A 14,988-nucleotide genomic window follows, 5' to 3' on the forward strand; every position below is an offset into this window, starting at 1 on the left:
CCGGGCCCGCCGCCCCCCGGGCCCCCCCCCCCGGGGGGGGGGGGGGGGGGGCCCCCCCGGGGGGGGCCCCCCCCCCCACCACCCGTCACCACCATCCCAGACCCCGCCCCCGGGAGAAGCACCACCGTGACCCAGCAAGCCGCCCGGCCCGCCCCTACGGCCGGCACCCCACCCGCGAGCGCACGCCAGACGACCCGGACCTGGGGCGCCATCGGCGTCGCCCTGTGGCTCGTCTACCTCGCCCTCGTCGTCCTCCTGCCAGACGCCGCCGGTGCCCTCACCGCGCCGCACGGACCGCTCCTCATCGTCGGTGGCGCCCTCACGGCGGGCCTCGCCGCCTGGGTCGGCACCGCCGTCGCCCGCCCGTCGAGCGACGCCGCAGCGGCCCTGGCCCACCGCCTCCCCTGGATCGTCTTCGGTGGAGCCTGGTTCATCGTCTGGCAGCTGACCACGGCGAAGTCCAACCTGCTCAAGCCGCCCTACTTCGCGTCCCCCGAGGTGCTGCTCCAGGCCCTCGGCTCGGACTGGCGGCTACTGGTCACCTGCCTCGGATCCTCCGCCCTGCTGTTCCTCACCGGCTACGCCATCGGCTCGGCCGCGGGCTTCGTCACCGGTCTCCTCATGGGCTGGTCGCATCGCGCCGACTACTGGCTCCACCCGCTCCTGCAGACGGTGGGCCCGGTGCCGGCGGCCGCGCTCCTGCCCCTTGCCGTCCTCCTCCTGCCCACGACCTACCTGTCGGCCGCCTTCATCGTCGCCTTCGGCGCCTGGTTCCCGATGGCGACGATGACGCGCGCCGGCGTGAGGGCCGTGCCCCGCACGTACATCGACGTCGCCCGCACCCTCGGTGCCGACCAGTCCTTCCTCATCCGTCGGCTGGCGATCCCGGCGGCGCTCCCCGACGTCCTCACCGGCCTCTTCACGGGCCTGGGCACCTCGCTCGCGGCCCTCATGACCGCCGAGCTCGTCGGCGTCGATCGCGGCCTGGCCTGGTACATCAACTGGGTCAAGGGATGGGCCGACTACCCGAAGATGTACGTCGGGCTCGTCGTCCTCATCGTCTTCTGCCGCGCCCTCATGGTGCTCCTGTTCAAGCTCCGATCCTCCCTGCTCGCCTGGCAGCAGGACCTCGTCCGGTGGTGACCCCATGACTGACACGACCAGCTCCACGAGCCCCTCGAGCACGACCGGGCCCGTGGCCGCGCGCACGGCCGCCCAGCGCGGCGCCGCGGTCCGCCTTGAGGCCGTCTCCCACTCCTTCCCGCTCAGCCACGACCTCGACCACGGATGGGTCCAGTCGGCCATCCGGCTCGTCTCCCCCGCGGCCCGCGCCCGGCACGAGGCCGAGCTGGCCAAGCCTGACAGCCTCGACGTGCTCAACGGCATCGACCTCACCATCGAGCCCGGCGAGTTCATCTCCCTGGTCGGCCAGTCCGGCTGCGGGAAGTCGACGATCCTGCGGCTCCTCGCCGGACTCGACTCACCGAGGCAGGGACGTGTCCTCGTCGACGGCGAGCCGGTCACGAGCCCGGCGCCCGAGCGCGCGATGGCCTTCCAGGACTCGACGCTCCTGCCCTGGCGGACCGTCCGCGAGAACGTGGCCCTCGGACCGCAGGCCCGGGGCCGCCTGGAGAAGGACGAGCGACGCATCACCGCAGCCCTCGAGCTCGTGGGTCTCCGGGACTTCGCGGACTCCTACCCCTCGACCCTGTCCGGCGGGATGGCGCAGCGCGCCGCGCTCGCCCGTGCCCTCGTCAACCGCCCCCGTCTGTTCCTCCTCGACGAGCCCTTCGGCAAGCTCGACGCCCTCACCCGGCTCCAGCTTCAGGACGAGATCGCCCGCCTCTGGCGCTCGCAGGGCTTCACTGCCGTCCTCGTCACGCACGACGTCGACGAGGCGCTGCGCCTGTCCGACCGGGTGGTGGTGCTCTCGGAGCGGCCGGCTCACGTCCTCGAGGACGTCGTCGTGCCCCCCGAGGTGCGCGCCGACGAGGGCGGGGCGGACTTCCAGCGGCTGCGCCGCCGCATCCTGCACCTCCTGGGTCGTTGACCCGCACGGCGCCGGACCGCGCCGTTCCCGGCTTCTCAGGCGCTCCGGACCAGTCCCTGCTCCCGGGCCACCACCACGGCGTCGCCGCGGGTGTGGACGTTGAGGCGCCGGTAGAGCCGCTTCGTCAGCGTCCGAACGGTCTCGGTGCCGACGCCCAGCTCCTCGGCGATCTGCGTCGAGCTGAGCCCGCGCTCCATCCCGAGCAGGATCTCGTGCTGCCGGGCCGTCAGAGTCGTCCCCGCCCCTGCACCGCGGGGACAGGGGACCGCCTCGGGCCAGCCCGGGTCGAGAGCCAGGAGTCCCGCGACGGAGCGTCGGGCAGCCTCGGGCAGGAGCGCCAGGTGGTCCAGCGAGCGAGCCCACTGCCCGCCCCGCGCCACGACCGCGGCGGTCATCGCCGGGTCAGCGCCGAGGAGCACGCCCCCGGCCTGGAGGCGCCAGCGGGACGTGGCACCCGGGGCGGTGAGGGCCGCTGCGGCCAGCTCCCGCGCCTCAACGGGCCTCCCGGCGGCGAGTGCGGCGCTCGCCCGGACCACCAGCGCCCCGTCCTGCGGTACGGAGCCGAGACGCAGCCAGCTCTCGGCGGCCTCGACGCGCCCGGCCCTCGCGTCGAGCAGAGCCAGGGTGAGGTGCACCGGCCACCACTGCCAGTCGGCCGTGCCCGCCCAACGGGATCGTCCCAGCTCGTCGTGGAGCCAGCGGCCCGCGGCGCCCGGACCCTGCTCGACGAGGAGCGCGCGCCCGACGGCGGCCACGCCGAGCGGCCTGGTCGGTACGTAGCCGTCCGAGACTGCTCCGCCAACCGACCGGTTCCCCAGCCCCTCCGCCACCGCGAGCGAGCCGCGTCCCGAGTCCACGATCAGGCGAGCGACGTCCGCGATCCCGGCCTCGTCGTCGTCGACGCAGGGAGCCGTCTCAAGGGCGGCCTCGTAGGCGGCAAGGTGGTCCTCCGCCTCAGCGGGCAGGTTCGCGGTCGCGGCGAGCAGGGCCATCCGCACGCGCAGGCCCTGCTCGGTCCGACGGCTGCCCAGGACGCCCCGGGGCGTGAGCTGCCCCAGGCTGCGCGCCTGGTTGAGGCACTGCTGCGCGCGCAGCACCATCCCGGCGCCGAGGCACGCGTCCGCGGCCCCCTGGAGAGCCAGGGACAGCAGCCGGGCGAGGTACTCGTGGGCCTGCGGGCCCAGGGCGTCGTCGTCACGCAGACGGTGAGCGCGCAGGACGTGATCAGTCAGCACCCCGACAGCAGCCTCGAGATCGGCTCGCGCGGCGGGCCCGTCGGCCACCAGCGCGTGGCTCGTCAGCCTCCGGACCCGGCCGTGGAGGTTCCTGAGGGCGGGAGGCAGGAGCGCGCTCTCGGTCGCGCCGTAGAGGTAGCGGAGCTCCTGCCAGGGACGTGGACCGGGTGCGGCGGAGGCTCTCCACGAGCCGTCGAGGAAGGCCCGGCCGGCAGCGAGGTACGGCCACACACCGTCCCCGGAGCTCGGCCACCGGCGTACGAGGGCCGTTCGCTCGCTGCGGGTCAGGAAGGCGAGCGCCATCATCCCCTGCGCCAGGACGGAGTCGAGGCGGTCCCAGTCGCCGAGCACCGCGAGCACCATGATCCGGTCGACGGTGCGCACGGGGAGCCCGGGGTCGATGACGGCCAGGACGATCTCGCGTCGCATCCCGCGGACGGGGGCGCGGTCCCGCTCCATGAGCACGGTGACGACGCTGCGGGCGAGCAGCGACGGCGCGCAGGGCCGCGCGCCCTCGACCGGCAGCGCGCTCCCGCGCCGTCCCACCGCCGCTCGGACCTCGGGTGTCCCGACCGGGCGGTGCAGGACGCGCGAGGCGACGGCAGCCGTCACGTCGAGGGGAAGGGGCGGCACGAGGTTGAGGAGCACGGCGAGGCGGTCGTCGCCGTCGTGCTCGACCACGCGCAGCGCCCACCGGCGTCCGAGGCGCTCCAGGTCGGACCGCGAAGGGCGCGGCGTGAGACCCGCCGCGGTGCTCGCCAGGGTGACGAGCTCGTCATGGCGTCCCTCGGCGAGGTCGGTGAGGGCGGCTCCCACGAGCGCGGGCACGCCGCCGGTGGCCTCTCGAAGCACCTGCAGGCCCTGGGGCGACAGTCGGTCTCCGACGACCAGGGCGAGCTCGGCGGGCGTGAGCGCCAGGCTGGCGGAGGAGAGCACGAGGTCGAACACGGTCGGCACGGCGAAGTCTCGGACGTCGGCGTCGATGACCAGGAGCAGCGGGGGGATGGGAGTCCGCGACCCGAGGAGCTCGGCGACCTTGTCGAGCAGCTCGCCGGGGTCGGTCGGGCAGACGACGCCGCCGGCCCCGTGCTCGGCCCCGGGCCGCCAGTGGACGAGGGCGCGACCGACGCCGGGGGCAGCGCGCAGTCCCTCGATGACCTCGTCGATCCCGGTCCTGCCCGCGGCGGCGTGGGCGCCGGGTGAGCACTCGACGAGCAGAGGAAGGCTGCCGTCGGCGTCGAGCACGGCGGCCTCGAGGGAGTCGCTCGCCTCGAGCTCCTCGGGGCCGATGGCGACGACGGCGTCGGCCTGGGCGATGAGCGGTGCGAGGCGGGCGCCGACGGCTCGTGCGGCAGGACCGCTGGAGCCAACGGCGGTGGGCGTCGGCTCGTCCTCGCCCGCTGCGCACGCCGTCATCGCTGCTGCCGTCCTCACCGGAGCGCACGCGACCGCCGACCTCCGACGGCCCGCACCGGGCGCCTCCGCCGCGAAGGTAGCGCTGCGGCAGGCCAGCGCCCTCCGCAGACCGCCCGCCCGGACCCGCACCCGTCCACTCCTCGGTCCGCACGCGGGCACCGAGCCCGACCGGGGCGAGACCGGGCTCACGTGTGACCTCGTGCGGATCGCGGAGCGCTCCGGACACCGGGACACCACCCTCCCGTAGGGTGACCCCAGGAGCGATCCGTGCTGTGAACCCCGTTCGGGGCGCCGGCGCCGACGCCGGGGCACCGGCGCGGGCCGGAAGCGACCCCGTGAGTCTGTGCGTGAAGCCCGCAAGCCGCCGTCGTCCGCGAGGACGTCCCGGCGCAGGGCGAGTGTGGTGGGTGCGGCGCGGCAGGAGGGCCGCCGGACGAGCTGTCCCCACACTCCGCGTGAGTCCCCCGCCGTGGGGACGTGAACGGGAAGAACACCGATATGAGCACGAACGACGCCACCAGTGCGCCCAACGACGGCCCCCTGAGCCTCGACGACCTCTTCAGCGCCAGCGCCTCCGGGTCGCCGGGCACCCCGGGGACCCGCGTCGAGGAGGTCGACGGCGGCGAGGAGGTGGCGGCCCCGCACCGGGCGGAGGCCGTGACCGAGTCCGCCTCGGCGCCGTCCTTCGCCACCCCGGCCTCCTCCGACTCCCCGGAGGACCCGGAGGACGTCGACCACGAGGACGAGGACGACGACGTGGACACCGCCGCCGAGCTGGCCCTGCCCGAGTCCGACCCCGAGGACCAGGACGACGAGGACGCCGACGACGGCATCGAGGTCGACGAGGACGAGGTCGACGGCCGCGCCCCCTTCCTCGACGGCGACGACTCCGACGACGAGTCCGGCGAGGACGAGGCGCCCGCCCGCAAGGCCCCCGAGGAGATCACCTTCGCCGACCTCGGCCTGCCCGCCGACCTCCTCAAGGCCGTCACCGACATGGGCTTCACGACGCCCACCGACATCCAGCGCGAGGCCATCCCCACGCTCCTGTCCGGCCGCGACGTCGTCGGCGTCGCTCAGACCGGCACCGGCAAGACGGCGGCCTTCGGCCTGCCGCTCCTCGACGCCGTGGACGCCCACGACGCTGAGGTCCAGGCCCTCGTCCTGGCCCCCACCCGCGAGCTCGCCCTCCAGAGCGCCGAGGCCATCACCGACATGGCGCACCGCTCCCGGGGCCTCGACGTCGTCGCCGTCTACGGCGGCTCGCCCTACGGCCCCCAGATCAACGCCCTCAAGGGCGGCGCGCAGGTCGTCGTCGGCACGCCGGGCCGCGTCATCGACCTCATCGAGAAGGGCGCCCTGCGCCTGGAGAACGTCCGCTACTTCGTCCTGGACGAGGCCGACGAGATGCTCCGCATGGGCTTCGCCGAGGATGTCGAGACGATCGCCGCCTCCCTGCCGGAGGAGCGCCGCACGGCGCTGTTCTCCGCGACCATGCCGGCCGCCATCCAGCGCGTCGCCCGCCAGCACATGACCGACCCGGTCGAGGTCGAGGTCTCGCGCCAGTCCTCCACGGTCGACACCGTGCACCAGACCTACGCGGTCGTGCCCTTCCGTCACAAGGTCGGCGCCGTCTCCCGCGTCCTCGCGGTCACCGAGGCCGAGGCCGCCATCGTCTTCGTGCGCACCAAGTCCACGGCGGAGGACGTCGCCATCGAGCTCGCCGGACGCGGCATCCAGGCGGCCGCCATCTCCGGCGACGTGCCCCAGCGCGAGCGCGAGCGCCTCGTCGAGCGCCTCCGTCAGGGCACCCTCGACGTCCTCGTCGCCACCGACGTCGCCGCCCGCGGCCTCGACGTCGACCGCATCGGGCTCGTCGTCAACTTCGACGTGCCGCGCGAGGCGGAGGCCTACGTCCACCGCATCGGCCGCACGGGTCGCGCGGGCCGCCACGGCGAGGCCGTCACCTTCCTCACCCCCAAGGAGAAGGGCAAGCTCCGTCAGATCGAGCGCCTTACCGGCACCCGCCTCGAGGAGATCACGCTGCCCTCCCCCGCGGACGTCTCGCGCCACCGCGCCGGCAAGCTCCTCGAGCGCGCCGCCGCCCGTCACGAGCGCGGTCGCCTCGGGATGTACACCGAGCTCGTCACGGCCCGCTCCGCCGAGCTCGGCCTCAGCGTCGAGGACCTCGCCGCGACGCTGCTCGCCCTCGCCGTCGGCGACGACGGCCCCCGCCGGCCCGAGAACGCCAAGGGAGGCAACCGCCAGCGCGTGCGCCGCGAGGAGAACGTCGACGCCGAGGGCACCTTCGTGTCCGCCTCCTTCGAGCCCGGCCGCGGCGAGCGCAGCCGCGACCGCGGCGACCGTGACGACCGGGACCGCAAGCCCGGTGCCGCCCGCGGCGGCCGCCCGCGCCCCGAGGGGCCCGGCACCGTCTACCGCGTCGAGGTCGGCCACCGCGACCGCGTCATGCCCGGCGCGATCGTCGGCGCCCTCGCCAACGAGGGCGGCATCGCCGGCTCCGACATCGGCAAGATCGACATCCTGCAGTCCTTCTCCCTCGTCACGATCCACACGGACCTGACCGAGGATCAGCTGGACCGCATGCGTCACGCGACCTTCGGCGGTCGCGAGCTGCGCATCCGCCCCGACGAGGGCCCGGGCCACGGCTGGGACGGCCCGAACGACGACAACGCGCCGAGCGAGTTCTCACAGCGTCGCTCCGGGCGTCCGCACCGCGACGACCGACGCGGAGGCTTCCGCGGGGACCGTGGGAACGGCCGTGGCAATGACAGGGGCGGCTACCGGGGCGGCAGGCGCTACGACCGTGACGACCGACGGGGCGACCGCGGTGACGGCCGCCGCGGGGGCTTCCGGGGCGACCGCGACGACCGACGTGGAGAGCGCCGTGACGACCGCCGCGGGGGCTTCCGAGGCGACCGCGACGACCGACGCGGTGAGCGCCGTGACGACCGTGGAGGCTACCGGGGCGGCAAGCGCCGCGACGGCTTCCGCGGCGACCGTTGGTGACCGCCGCCGACCGCTCGTGACCCGCGTCCGGCGCACCGCCGTCGGCACGGTGTGACCCTCCCGTCCCCCGCGCACTGAGAGCACCGCGCCGCACGGCCCCGTCCCGTGGTGGGACGGGGCCGTCGTCGTTTCCCGGGACACCCCGGTCCGACCGCTCCCGCACGCCTCCCGAGACCGCGAGCGACGGAGACCACCGATCCAGGAATACCCATCGTGACACCGTTGTTGCCGGGACCGAGAACGCACTGACACCGAAGGCCGAGGCCGGCACGCAAAGGGGGCCCGTGGTACCAGCCATCTATCTGCTCGCCGTCGTCGTCCTCGGGTTCACCGCCACGATCCTGCGTCTGCCGCCGCTGGTCGGCTTCCTCCTCGCAGGATTCATCCTCGGAGCCTCCCCCGTCCCCAACCTCGAGTACGTCGGCGTCCTCGGCGACCTTGGCGTCGCCGTCCTCCTCTTCACCATCGGGCTCAAGCTCGACCTGCGCGTCCTCACGCGCAAGGAGGTCACGGCCACGGCCCTCATCACCATGACGGTGCTGAGCGGCCTCGGCAGCGTCATCATCGGCGGGCTGCTCCTCCTCGGCCTGCAGGTGGATACCGTGACGCCCGCCGGCGTCGCCATCCTCGGCTTCGCCCTGTCGTTCTCCTCGACGGTCGTCGTCGTCAAGCTCCTCGAGGAGCGCGACGACACCGGCTCCCTCTACGGCCGCATCGCGATCGGCGTCCTCGTCGTGCAGGACATCGCCGCCGTGCTCTACATGACGCTGACCTCCGGGCAGGTGCCGAGCCCGTGGGCCCTCGGCCTCGTCCTCCTGTGGCCCGCGTCCAAGGTGCTCGGCTGGGTGCTCGACCACATCGACCACCGCGAGATGCGCACCATCTTCGGCATCTCGATGGCGCTCCTGCCCGGCTACCTCCTCTTCGACATCGTCGGCATCGACGGCGACCTCGGCGCCCTCATCATGGGCGCGCTCCTCGCCTCCCACCCGGCCGCCAAGGAGCTCTCCGGCGCCCTGTTCACCATCAAGGAGCTCCTCCTCGTCGGCTTCTTCCTCGCCATCGGCCTCGACGGCGTCCCCGGGACGGGCGCCTTCATGCTCGCCGCCTTCCTGCTCCTCCTCCTGCCGCTGCGAGGCCTCGTCTACACCATCACCGTGAGGATCTTCGGGATGCGGCGGCGCACCTCGGCCCTCGCCGGGCTCGCGATGACCGCCTACAGCGAGTTCGCCCTCATCGTCGTGGCCGTCGCCGTCGAGCACGGCCACCTCGGGCACGAGTGGACCGCCGCGGTGTCGCTGGCCCTGGCGCTCTCCTTCGTCGTCTCCGCGATGGTCAACCGGCGCCCCGCCGCCCTCGTGCGCTGGATGAGCGGCCTCATCCCCCGGCGCAGCCCGACGAGCCTCCACCCCGACGAGCAGCCCCTCGACCTCTCGGGCGTCCGCACCGTCATCTTCGGCATGGGACGCGTCGGCCGTGCGACCTACTCCCGTCTCCACGCCGACGGCGAGCGCGGCGTCCTCGGCATCGACAACGACGCCTCCAAGGTCGAGTCCCTCGAGAAGTCCGGCTTCAACGTCCTCGAGGCCGACGCCACCGACCAGGAGTTCTGGGAGCGGCTCGACGCCGTCCACGCCACCAAGGCGGTCCTCGCCATGCCCGAGGCCGGTGCGAACGTCCGCGTCCTCGACTGGCTCAACCGCTCGAGCTTCGACGGCCAGGTCCTCGCCATCGCCCGCTACGACGACGAGGCCGCCCAGATGCGCGACAAGGGCGTCGACGCCGTCATCAACATCTACGACGGCGTCGGAGCCTCCCTCGCGCAGGCCGTCGAGTCCCTCGGCCCGCTCGACGCGGTACGGGCCGTCGACGCCGGTGCCGACGCGGAAGGGCCCGACGCCGGCTCTGTGACGCAGCCGCCGATCCCGACCGCGGCCGAGCCCGAACCTGTGACCAGCCGGGCCGTGTGAGCCCCGGCAGCCACCCCCGTCCGACCCGAGCGCGCCTCAGCGGCGCCCACCCGAGCCCCACGAGAGACCCCGCATGAGCCTCGCCCTCCACCTCCTCGCCGTCGTCGCCCTCGGCCTCGCCGCCGCCCTCCTGCGCCTGCCACCACTGGTGGGCTTCATCGCCGCCGGATTCCTCCTGGGCGCCACAGGGGTTGAGCCCCTCCCCTGGCTGTCCACGGTCGGAGACCTCGGCGCCGCCCTCCTGCTGTTCTCCATCGGCCTCGATCTCGACCCGCGCGTCCTGGGGCGCCGAGTCATCGCGGGCACCGCCGCCGTCACGATGGTGGCCATCACCGCCGTCACGTCCCTCGTCGTCGGCCTCGTCGTCCTCGTCGGCGGGCTCGCCGTCGGGGCGACGGAGGGCTGGGGCGCCGCGCTGCTGGTCGGCTTCGCCCTCGCCTCCTCCTCGACGATCGTCATCATGAAGATCCTCGAGGACCGCGACGACGCCTCGGCTCTCTACGGACGCATCGCCGTGGGCACCTCGATCCTCCAGGACACGACCTCCATCGTGCTGCTCGTCGCCATCTCGGGGACCGCTCCGAGCCCCTGGGCCCTCGCCCTCGTACTCCTCGTCCCGGCCGCGCGCGCCGTCGGGTGGCTGCTGCGCCGGGTCCAGCACCGCGAGGTGCTCATGCTCCTCGGGATCACGCTCGCGCTCATGCCCGGCTACGAGCTCTTCGAGCTGGTCGGCCTGCCTGGGACCCTGGGCGCCCTCGTCGTCGGGGCGCTGCTCGCCGCCCACCCCTCTGCCGGCGAGCTCGCCGACTCCTTCCGGCCCGTGCAGGAGCTCTTCCTCGTCGCCTTCTTCGTGTCCATCGGCACGGCGGGGCTGCCGGGGCCTGGCGCGGTCGTCATGGCGCTCGTGCTCGTGGCGCTCCTGCCGCTGCGCTCGGCCGCCTACACGGGCGTCCTCTGGCTCATGCGTCTGCGGCACCGCAGCGCCGTGCTCACGGGTCTCGCCGTCGCCTCGTACTCCGAGCTCGCCCTCGTGGTGGCCGGCGTCGGTGTCGGCCAGGGGGTACTCGGCCCCGAGTGGCTCCAGGCCCTGTCACTGGCCGTGGCGCTGTCCTTCGTGGTCGCCTCGGTGGTCAACAAGCGGGCCAGCGGTCTGGTCCGACGGGTCTCGCACGCGCTGCCGGACCACGGTGAGGACGCGCTCCACCCCGCGGAGGCGCCCGTCGACCTCACGGGGGTGCGCGCCGTCGTCTTCGGGATGGGACGCGTCGGCCGCGCGACCTACGCCCGGCTCCTCGCGGACCTCACCGAGGACACCGAGCAGGCCACCCCGCCCGCGGGCTCAGGTGCGCCGGCCGAGCACCGCCGGGTCCCCGTCCTCGGAGTCGACTCCGACGCGGACAAGGTCGAGCGGCTGCACGGCCTCGGCCTCAACGTCGTCGAGGGCGACGCCACGGACACCGACTTCTGGGCGCGCCTCGGCTCCGGCGAGGTCGCTACCGCCGTGCTCGCCATGTCCGAGCCGGGCGCGAACCTCGAGGTGCTCAGCTGGATCGAGCACCACGGCTTCGCCGGTGAGGTGCTCGCTGTGGCCCGCTTCGACGACGAGGCCGCGCAGATGCACGCCCGCGGCGTCAACGCGGTCGTCAACCTCTATGACGGCGTCGGCGAGGCTCTCGCGGAGGCCGCCCACGCGCGCCGTCCCGGCGCCGCTTCGAGGCCCCCGCTCAGCGCAGCCGGCTGAGCGCCTGGGTCAGGTCGCTCCAGCGCGTGAGGTCGGCCTGGAGGGGCTCGATGAGCCGCTCGTCGACGACGGCGTCCGTCGACGAGCGCAGCCGCCCGCGCACGCGCTCCTCCCGACGGCGCACGGTGACGCGGGCGAGGAGCGTCCCGAGTCCCGCGAGGACCGCTCCCAGGAGCAGACCGCCCAGGAGGAGGACCACCGGCCAGGGCAGCTCGCCCAGGCGCGGCGGGTTCGGCTCCCGCATGAGGACGTAGGTGGCGACCAGGTGCAGCACGAGCAGCCAGGCACCGCCGACGAGGGCCGTGGCGGCGCAGAGCCACTGGAGCCAGTTCGCGGCCCTCCACCAGCCCGGCACGCGGCCCTGCTCGAGGTCCGTGCGGGCGACGGCGGAGTCCAGGGCGTCTCCGAGGGCGGCGGCGCGCTCGTCGGAGCGGGCGACGACGTCGGCCTCGGCGTCCCCGGGCAGGTCGCCGGTCATGCGCACGGCGGTCGTGTGGGCGGCGGAGCGCAGCACTCCCCCGGCGACGGCGCCGGTCTGGACGGAGGTTCGGGCGGCGGGCTCGACGAGCGCGCCGGTCGCCGCCGTGTCGCGGCCTGCGGCGGCGTCACCGACACGGGCGGAAGGATCGGGAACCCTCCCGCGCACGACGTCGGCGCCGAGGTGGAGGGCCCTCAGGGGGTCCCTGCGGAAGCGGCCGACCCAGCGCACGGGCACCCAGCCGACGTAGCGGGAGGCGTGCTGCGCGGTCGAGCCGGCGACGGCGCTCGCGACGGCGTCGACCCCGGCCGCGCGGGCTGCCGCGGTGCGCAGGTCGGCCCAGGCACCCTCGACGTCGGCGGGCAGGGACGCCGCGGCGTCGTCCAGCGCGAGCTCGCGCCACAGCACCTCCGCGGCGGTGCGCACGTCGGCGGCGAGCCGGTCCTCGGTGGCGCGGGCCGTCGCTGCGACGGCTCCGATCCGCTCGCGCAGGGCGGGAACGCCCTCGCCGGTGCGGGCGGAGACGGGCTCGACGCGGGCGCCGGCCAGTCCCTCGTCCGCCAGGAGCCGCGTGAGGTCCCCGGTAACGGCACCGCGGGAGCCCTCGTCGAGGCGGTCGACCTGGTTGAGGGCCACGACGGCGACCTCGGCGTGGGCGGCCATAGGGGCGATGAAGTCGCGGTGGAGGACGGCGTCGGCGTACTTCTCCGGGTCGAGGACCCACACGAGGACGTCGACGAGCCCGGCCAGCCGGGTCGCGATCTCTCGGTGGGCGGCCTCGTCGGAGTCGACGTCGGGCAGGTCGAGCAGGACGGTGGCGCCGCCCATGCCCGTGTCCGTCTCGAGCTGGACCCGCTCGTCGACGCCCAGCCAGTCGAGCAGGTCCGAGACGTGGTCGGCGACGGGGCCGGAGACTCCGGCGGGCAGGGCCGCCAGGGGCTTCGTCGTCGTAGGACGGGTGACCGCGGTGCGGGCGATCGTGGCGCCGGTGAGGGCGTTGAAGAGACTGGACTTGCCCGAACCGGTCGCGCCGAGGAGCGCGACGACGGTGACGCCGGGTGCGATGCGGCGGCGCTCGCCCGCCCGTTCGAGGACGGTGCGGGCGGGGGCGAGGGCGGCGTCCTCGACGAGGCCGTCGCCGAGCTCGACGACGCGGGTGAGGTCCCACAGGGTCTGGTCGAGGTCGCGGGCGGCGCCGCGGCGCTGGGCTCGGGAGGTCGCGCGGTCGAAGGCCTGCGTGGCCTCGGCGGGGCCGGCCGCGTCGCGGGACCGGCGGGAGCGCATCGACGGGGTCACTGGGCGCTCCGTCCGTCGAAAAGGGCTCCGACGGCGCTGCGGGCGCGCTCGACGTCCCGCCGGAGCTCCGCGCCGGTGGGCTCGGGCTGGGCGAGGGCCGCGGTGAAGGCGAGCTCGTCGGCGTCCAGAAGGCTCTTGACGCGGGCGACGAGGTCGTCGTGGGCGCGCTCAGCCATGGTGCGCATGGCCTGGTCGCCGAAGACGGCCTCGAGGAGCCGCTGGGCGATGACGGCGGTGCCTCCGGCGATGCCTACCTCGCCCCCGGAGAGCCCGCCGGTGTGGGCGAAGACGATGACCATGAGGGCGACGCCGACGCCGTTGACGCCGAGGGACAGGACGCGGGCCGTGAGGCGCTTGTCCCCGCCCTCGGCCCGGACCATCTCGAGGACGTCGCCCTGCCAGTCGCGCACGAGCGCGGCGGCGCGCTGGGTGAGCTCGGCGTCCGAGGGCAGGGAGGGCAGTGCCGCGGTGAGCTGGTAGGGGGCGGTGCCGGCACGGCGCCAGGCACGCTCGGTCTCGAGCGCGGCGCGCTGCGCCTCGGCCACGACGAGGGAGGCGAGCGAGGACTCGATGGCCTCCTCGACCTTGGCGGCCGGGGCCGGGCGGCCCCGCAGGGCTGCTCCGAGGCGGTCCCTGAGGCGACCGACCTGGCTCTCGAGGCCGCGCAGGAGCTCACCGGTCCCGACGAGCTCCTGCCAACGGGCGAGGACCTCGCCGCGCAGCATGGAGCCGTCCTCGGTGGCCTCCTTGACGCGGGCGAGCGCCTCGGCGTGAGCCGCGGCCGCGGCGTGGGCGAGGTCGTCGTGCTCGGTGCTCTGGGCGTCGAGCTCGCCGGCCAGCGCCGTGGTCTCGGCAAGGGCCGCGCCGAGCGCGCCGGCGAGGGTCCGGCGGGCGACGGCGGCCCGGGCGGCGGCGTCCTCGGCGAGCCCCGTGAGCCACGAGCGCAGGGGCGCGAGGACGCCGTCGGGGAGGAAGCCCTCGGCGTCGAGCCGTGTCTCGGGCACGGAGAAGACGGGGGCGTCGGCGAGCCCGGCGTCGGCGAGGCGGCGCCGCAGGTCGTTCTCGACGTCCGTGCCCGCCCCCTCGGGGACGCGGTCGAGGACGACGGCGATGACGACGTCGCGCTCGGCCGCCTGGCGCAGGAGCGCCCATGGCACGGCGTCGGCGTAGCGGGCGGCGGTGGTGACGAAGACCCACAGGTCGGCGGCCGCGAGGAGCGTGGCGGCGAGGTCGCGGTTCTCCTCGACGACGGAGTCGACGTCGGGGGCGTCCAGGAGCGCCAGTCCCCCGGGCAGCGGCGAGCAGGTGCGGACCTCGAGCTCGCGGGGAGTCGAGGACGTGGGCGGGGTCGGCGCTGCGTCCTCGGCGACGCGGACCCGCGCGAGGGAGCCGAGGACTCGGTCGTCCTCGAACCAAGCACCGTCACCCGGAGCATGAAGGAGCAGGGGCCGACGCGTGGTCGGGCGGATCGCCGAGGAGGCGGTGACGTGGCGCCGGACGAGAGAGGACACGAGCGTCGACTTGCCGGCGCCGGTGGAGCCGCCGACGACCGCGAGCAGCGGCGCCTCGAGGCTCGCGAGCCTCGGCAGGACGTAGTCGCCGAGCTGGTCGCGCACGAGGTCGGCGCGGCTGCGCGCGGCGGCCGTGCCCGGCAGGGCGTAGGGCAGCGTCAGGCTCGAGAGGGCGTCACGCAACCCGGTGAGGGCACCGGTGGCCGAGGCCGGCGCGTCAGAGGTGCTCTCCACCGAGGGCAGGGCCTTCTGCTCGCTCAC

The 14,988-nt window shown here is 74.9% G+C and carries 8 protein-coding genes; 5 read left to right on the forward strand and 3 right to left on the reverse strand.

Features of this window, described 5'->3' with window-relative positions; translation table 11 throughout:
- Nucleotides 1-126: 126 nt before the first annotated feature.
- Together IXW69_RS06855 and IXW69_RS06860 are read left to right on the forward strand one after the other, a co-directional pair.
- The gene (locus IXW69_RS06855; RefSeq protein WP_407646540.1) at nucleotides 127-1,143 is read left to right on the forward strand and encodes an ABC transporter permease; all 1,017 of its coding nucleotides are present in this window, start codon (nucleotides 127-129) and stop codon (nucleotides 1,141-1,143) included.
- A gap of 4 nt (nucleotides 1,144-1,147) precedes the next feature.
- Nucleotides 1,148-2,050 (forward strand): ABC transporter ATP-binding protein, encoded by a 903-nt coding sequence (locus tag IXW69_RS06860; protein WP_194785617.1) that lies wholly within the window; start codon nucleotides 1,148-1,150, stop codon nucleotides 2,048-2,050.
- Between the two features lie 35 nt (nucleotides 2,051-2,085).
- On the opposite strand, the gene IXW69_RS06865 is transcribed toward IXW69_RS06860, so the two are convergent.
- Nucleotides 2,086-4,701, reverse strand: coding sequence for a helix-turn-helix domain-containing protein (locus IXW69_RS06865; RefSeq protein ID WP_194785618.1), 2,616 nt, complete (start codon nucleotides 4,699-4,701; stop codon nucleotides 2,086-2,088).
- 498 nt (nucleotides 4,702-5,199) lie between these two features.
- On the opposite strand from IXW69_RS06865, the gene IXW69_RS06870 reads away from it, so the two are divergent.
- The 3 genes from IXW69_RS06870 to IXW69_RS06880 all read left to right on the forward strand — a co-directional run bounded on the left by IXW69_RS06870 (nucleotide 5,200) and on the right by IXW69_RS06880 (nucleotide 11,442).
- Nucleotides 5,200-7,731, forward strand: coding sequence for a DEAD/DEAH box helicase (locus IXW69_RS06870; RefSeq protein ID WP_194785619.1), 2,532 nt, complete (start codon nucleotides 5,200-5,202; stop codon nucleotides 7,729-7,731).
- 284 nt (nucleotides 7,732-8,015) lie between these two features.
- On the forward strand, nucleotides 8,016-9,701 hold the full coding sequence (locus IXW69_RS06875; RefSeq protein WP_194785620.1) for a cation:proton antiporter domain-containing protein: 1,686 nt from the start codon (nucleotides 8,016-8,018) through the stop codon (nucleotides 9,699-9,701).
- Between the two features lie 73 nt (nucleotides 9,702-9,774).
- Entirely contained in the window at nucleotides 9,775-11,442 is a 1,668-nt protein-coding gene (locus IXW69_RS06880) for a cation:proton antiporter (protein ID WP_194785621.1), read from the forward strand.
- Here IXW69_RS06880 and IXW69_RS06885 read toward each other — a convergent pair.
- On the reverse strand, nucleotides 11,426-13,216 hold the full coding sequence (locus IXW69_RS06885; protein WP_323745217.1) for a GTPase family protein: 1,791 nt from the start codon (nucleotides 13,214-13,216) through the stop codon (nucleotides 11,426-11,428). The genes IXW69_RS06880 and IXW69_RS06885 overlap by 17 nt on opposite strands.
- Complete coding sequence (locus tag IXW69_RS06890) at nucleotides 13,213-14,988, reverse strand: dynamin family protein (protein ID WP_323745218.1); 1,776 nt, start codon at nucleotides 14,986-14,988, stop codon at nucleotides 13,213-13,215. Before IXW69_RS06890 ends, IXW69_RS06885 begins: the two co-directional genes overlap by 4 nt.

This window comes from Actinomyces haliotis (assembly GCF_015355765.1).
Lineage (GTDB): Bacteria > Actinomycetota > Actinomycetes > Actinomycetales > Actinomycetaceae > Actinomyces > Actinomyces haliotis.

Coding starts and splice junctions, on each gene's coding strand:
- IXW69_RS06860 (WP_194785617.1), top strand. CDS start 1,148: ATGACTGACACGACCAGCTCCACGAGCCCCTCGAGCACGACCGGGCCC.
- IXW69_RS06865 (WP_194785618.1), bottom strand. CDS start 4,701: ATGACGGCGTGCGCAGCGGGCGAGGACGAGCCGACGCCCACCGCCGTT.
- IXW69_RS06870 (WP_194785619.1), top strand. CDS start 5,200: ATGAGCACGAACGACGCCACCAGTGCGCCCAACGACGGCCCCCTGAGC.
- IXW69_RS06880 (WP_194785621.1), top strand. CDS start 9,775: ATGAGCCTCGCCCTCCACCTCCTCGCCGTCGTCGCCCTCGGCCTCGCC.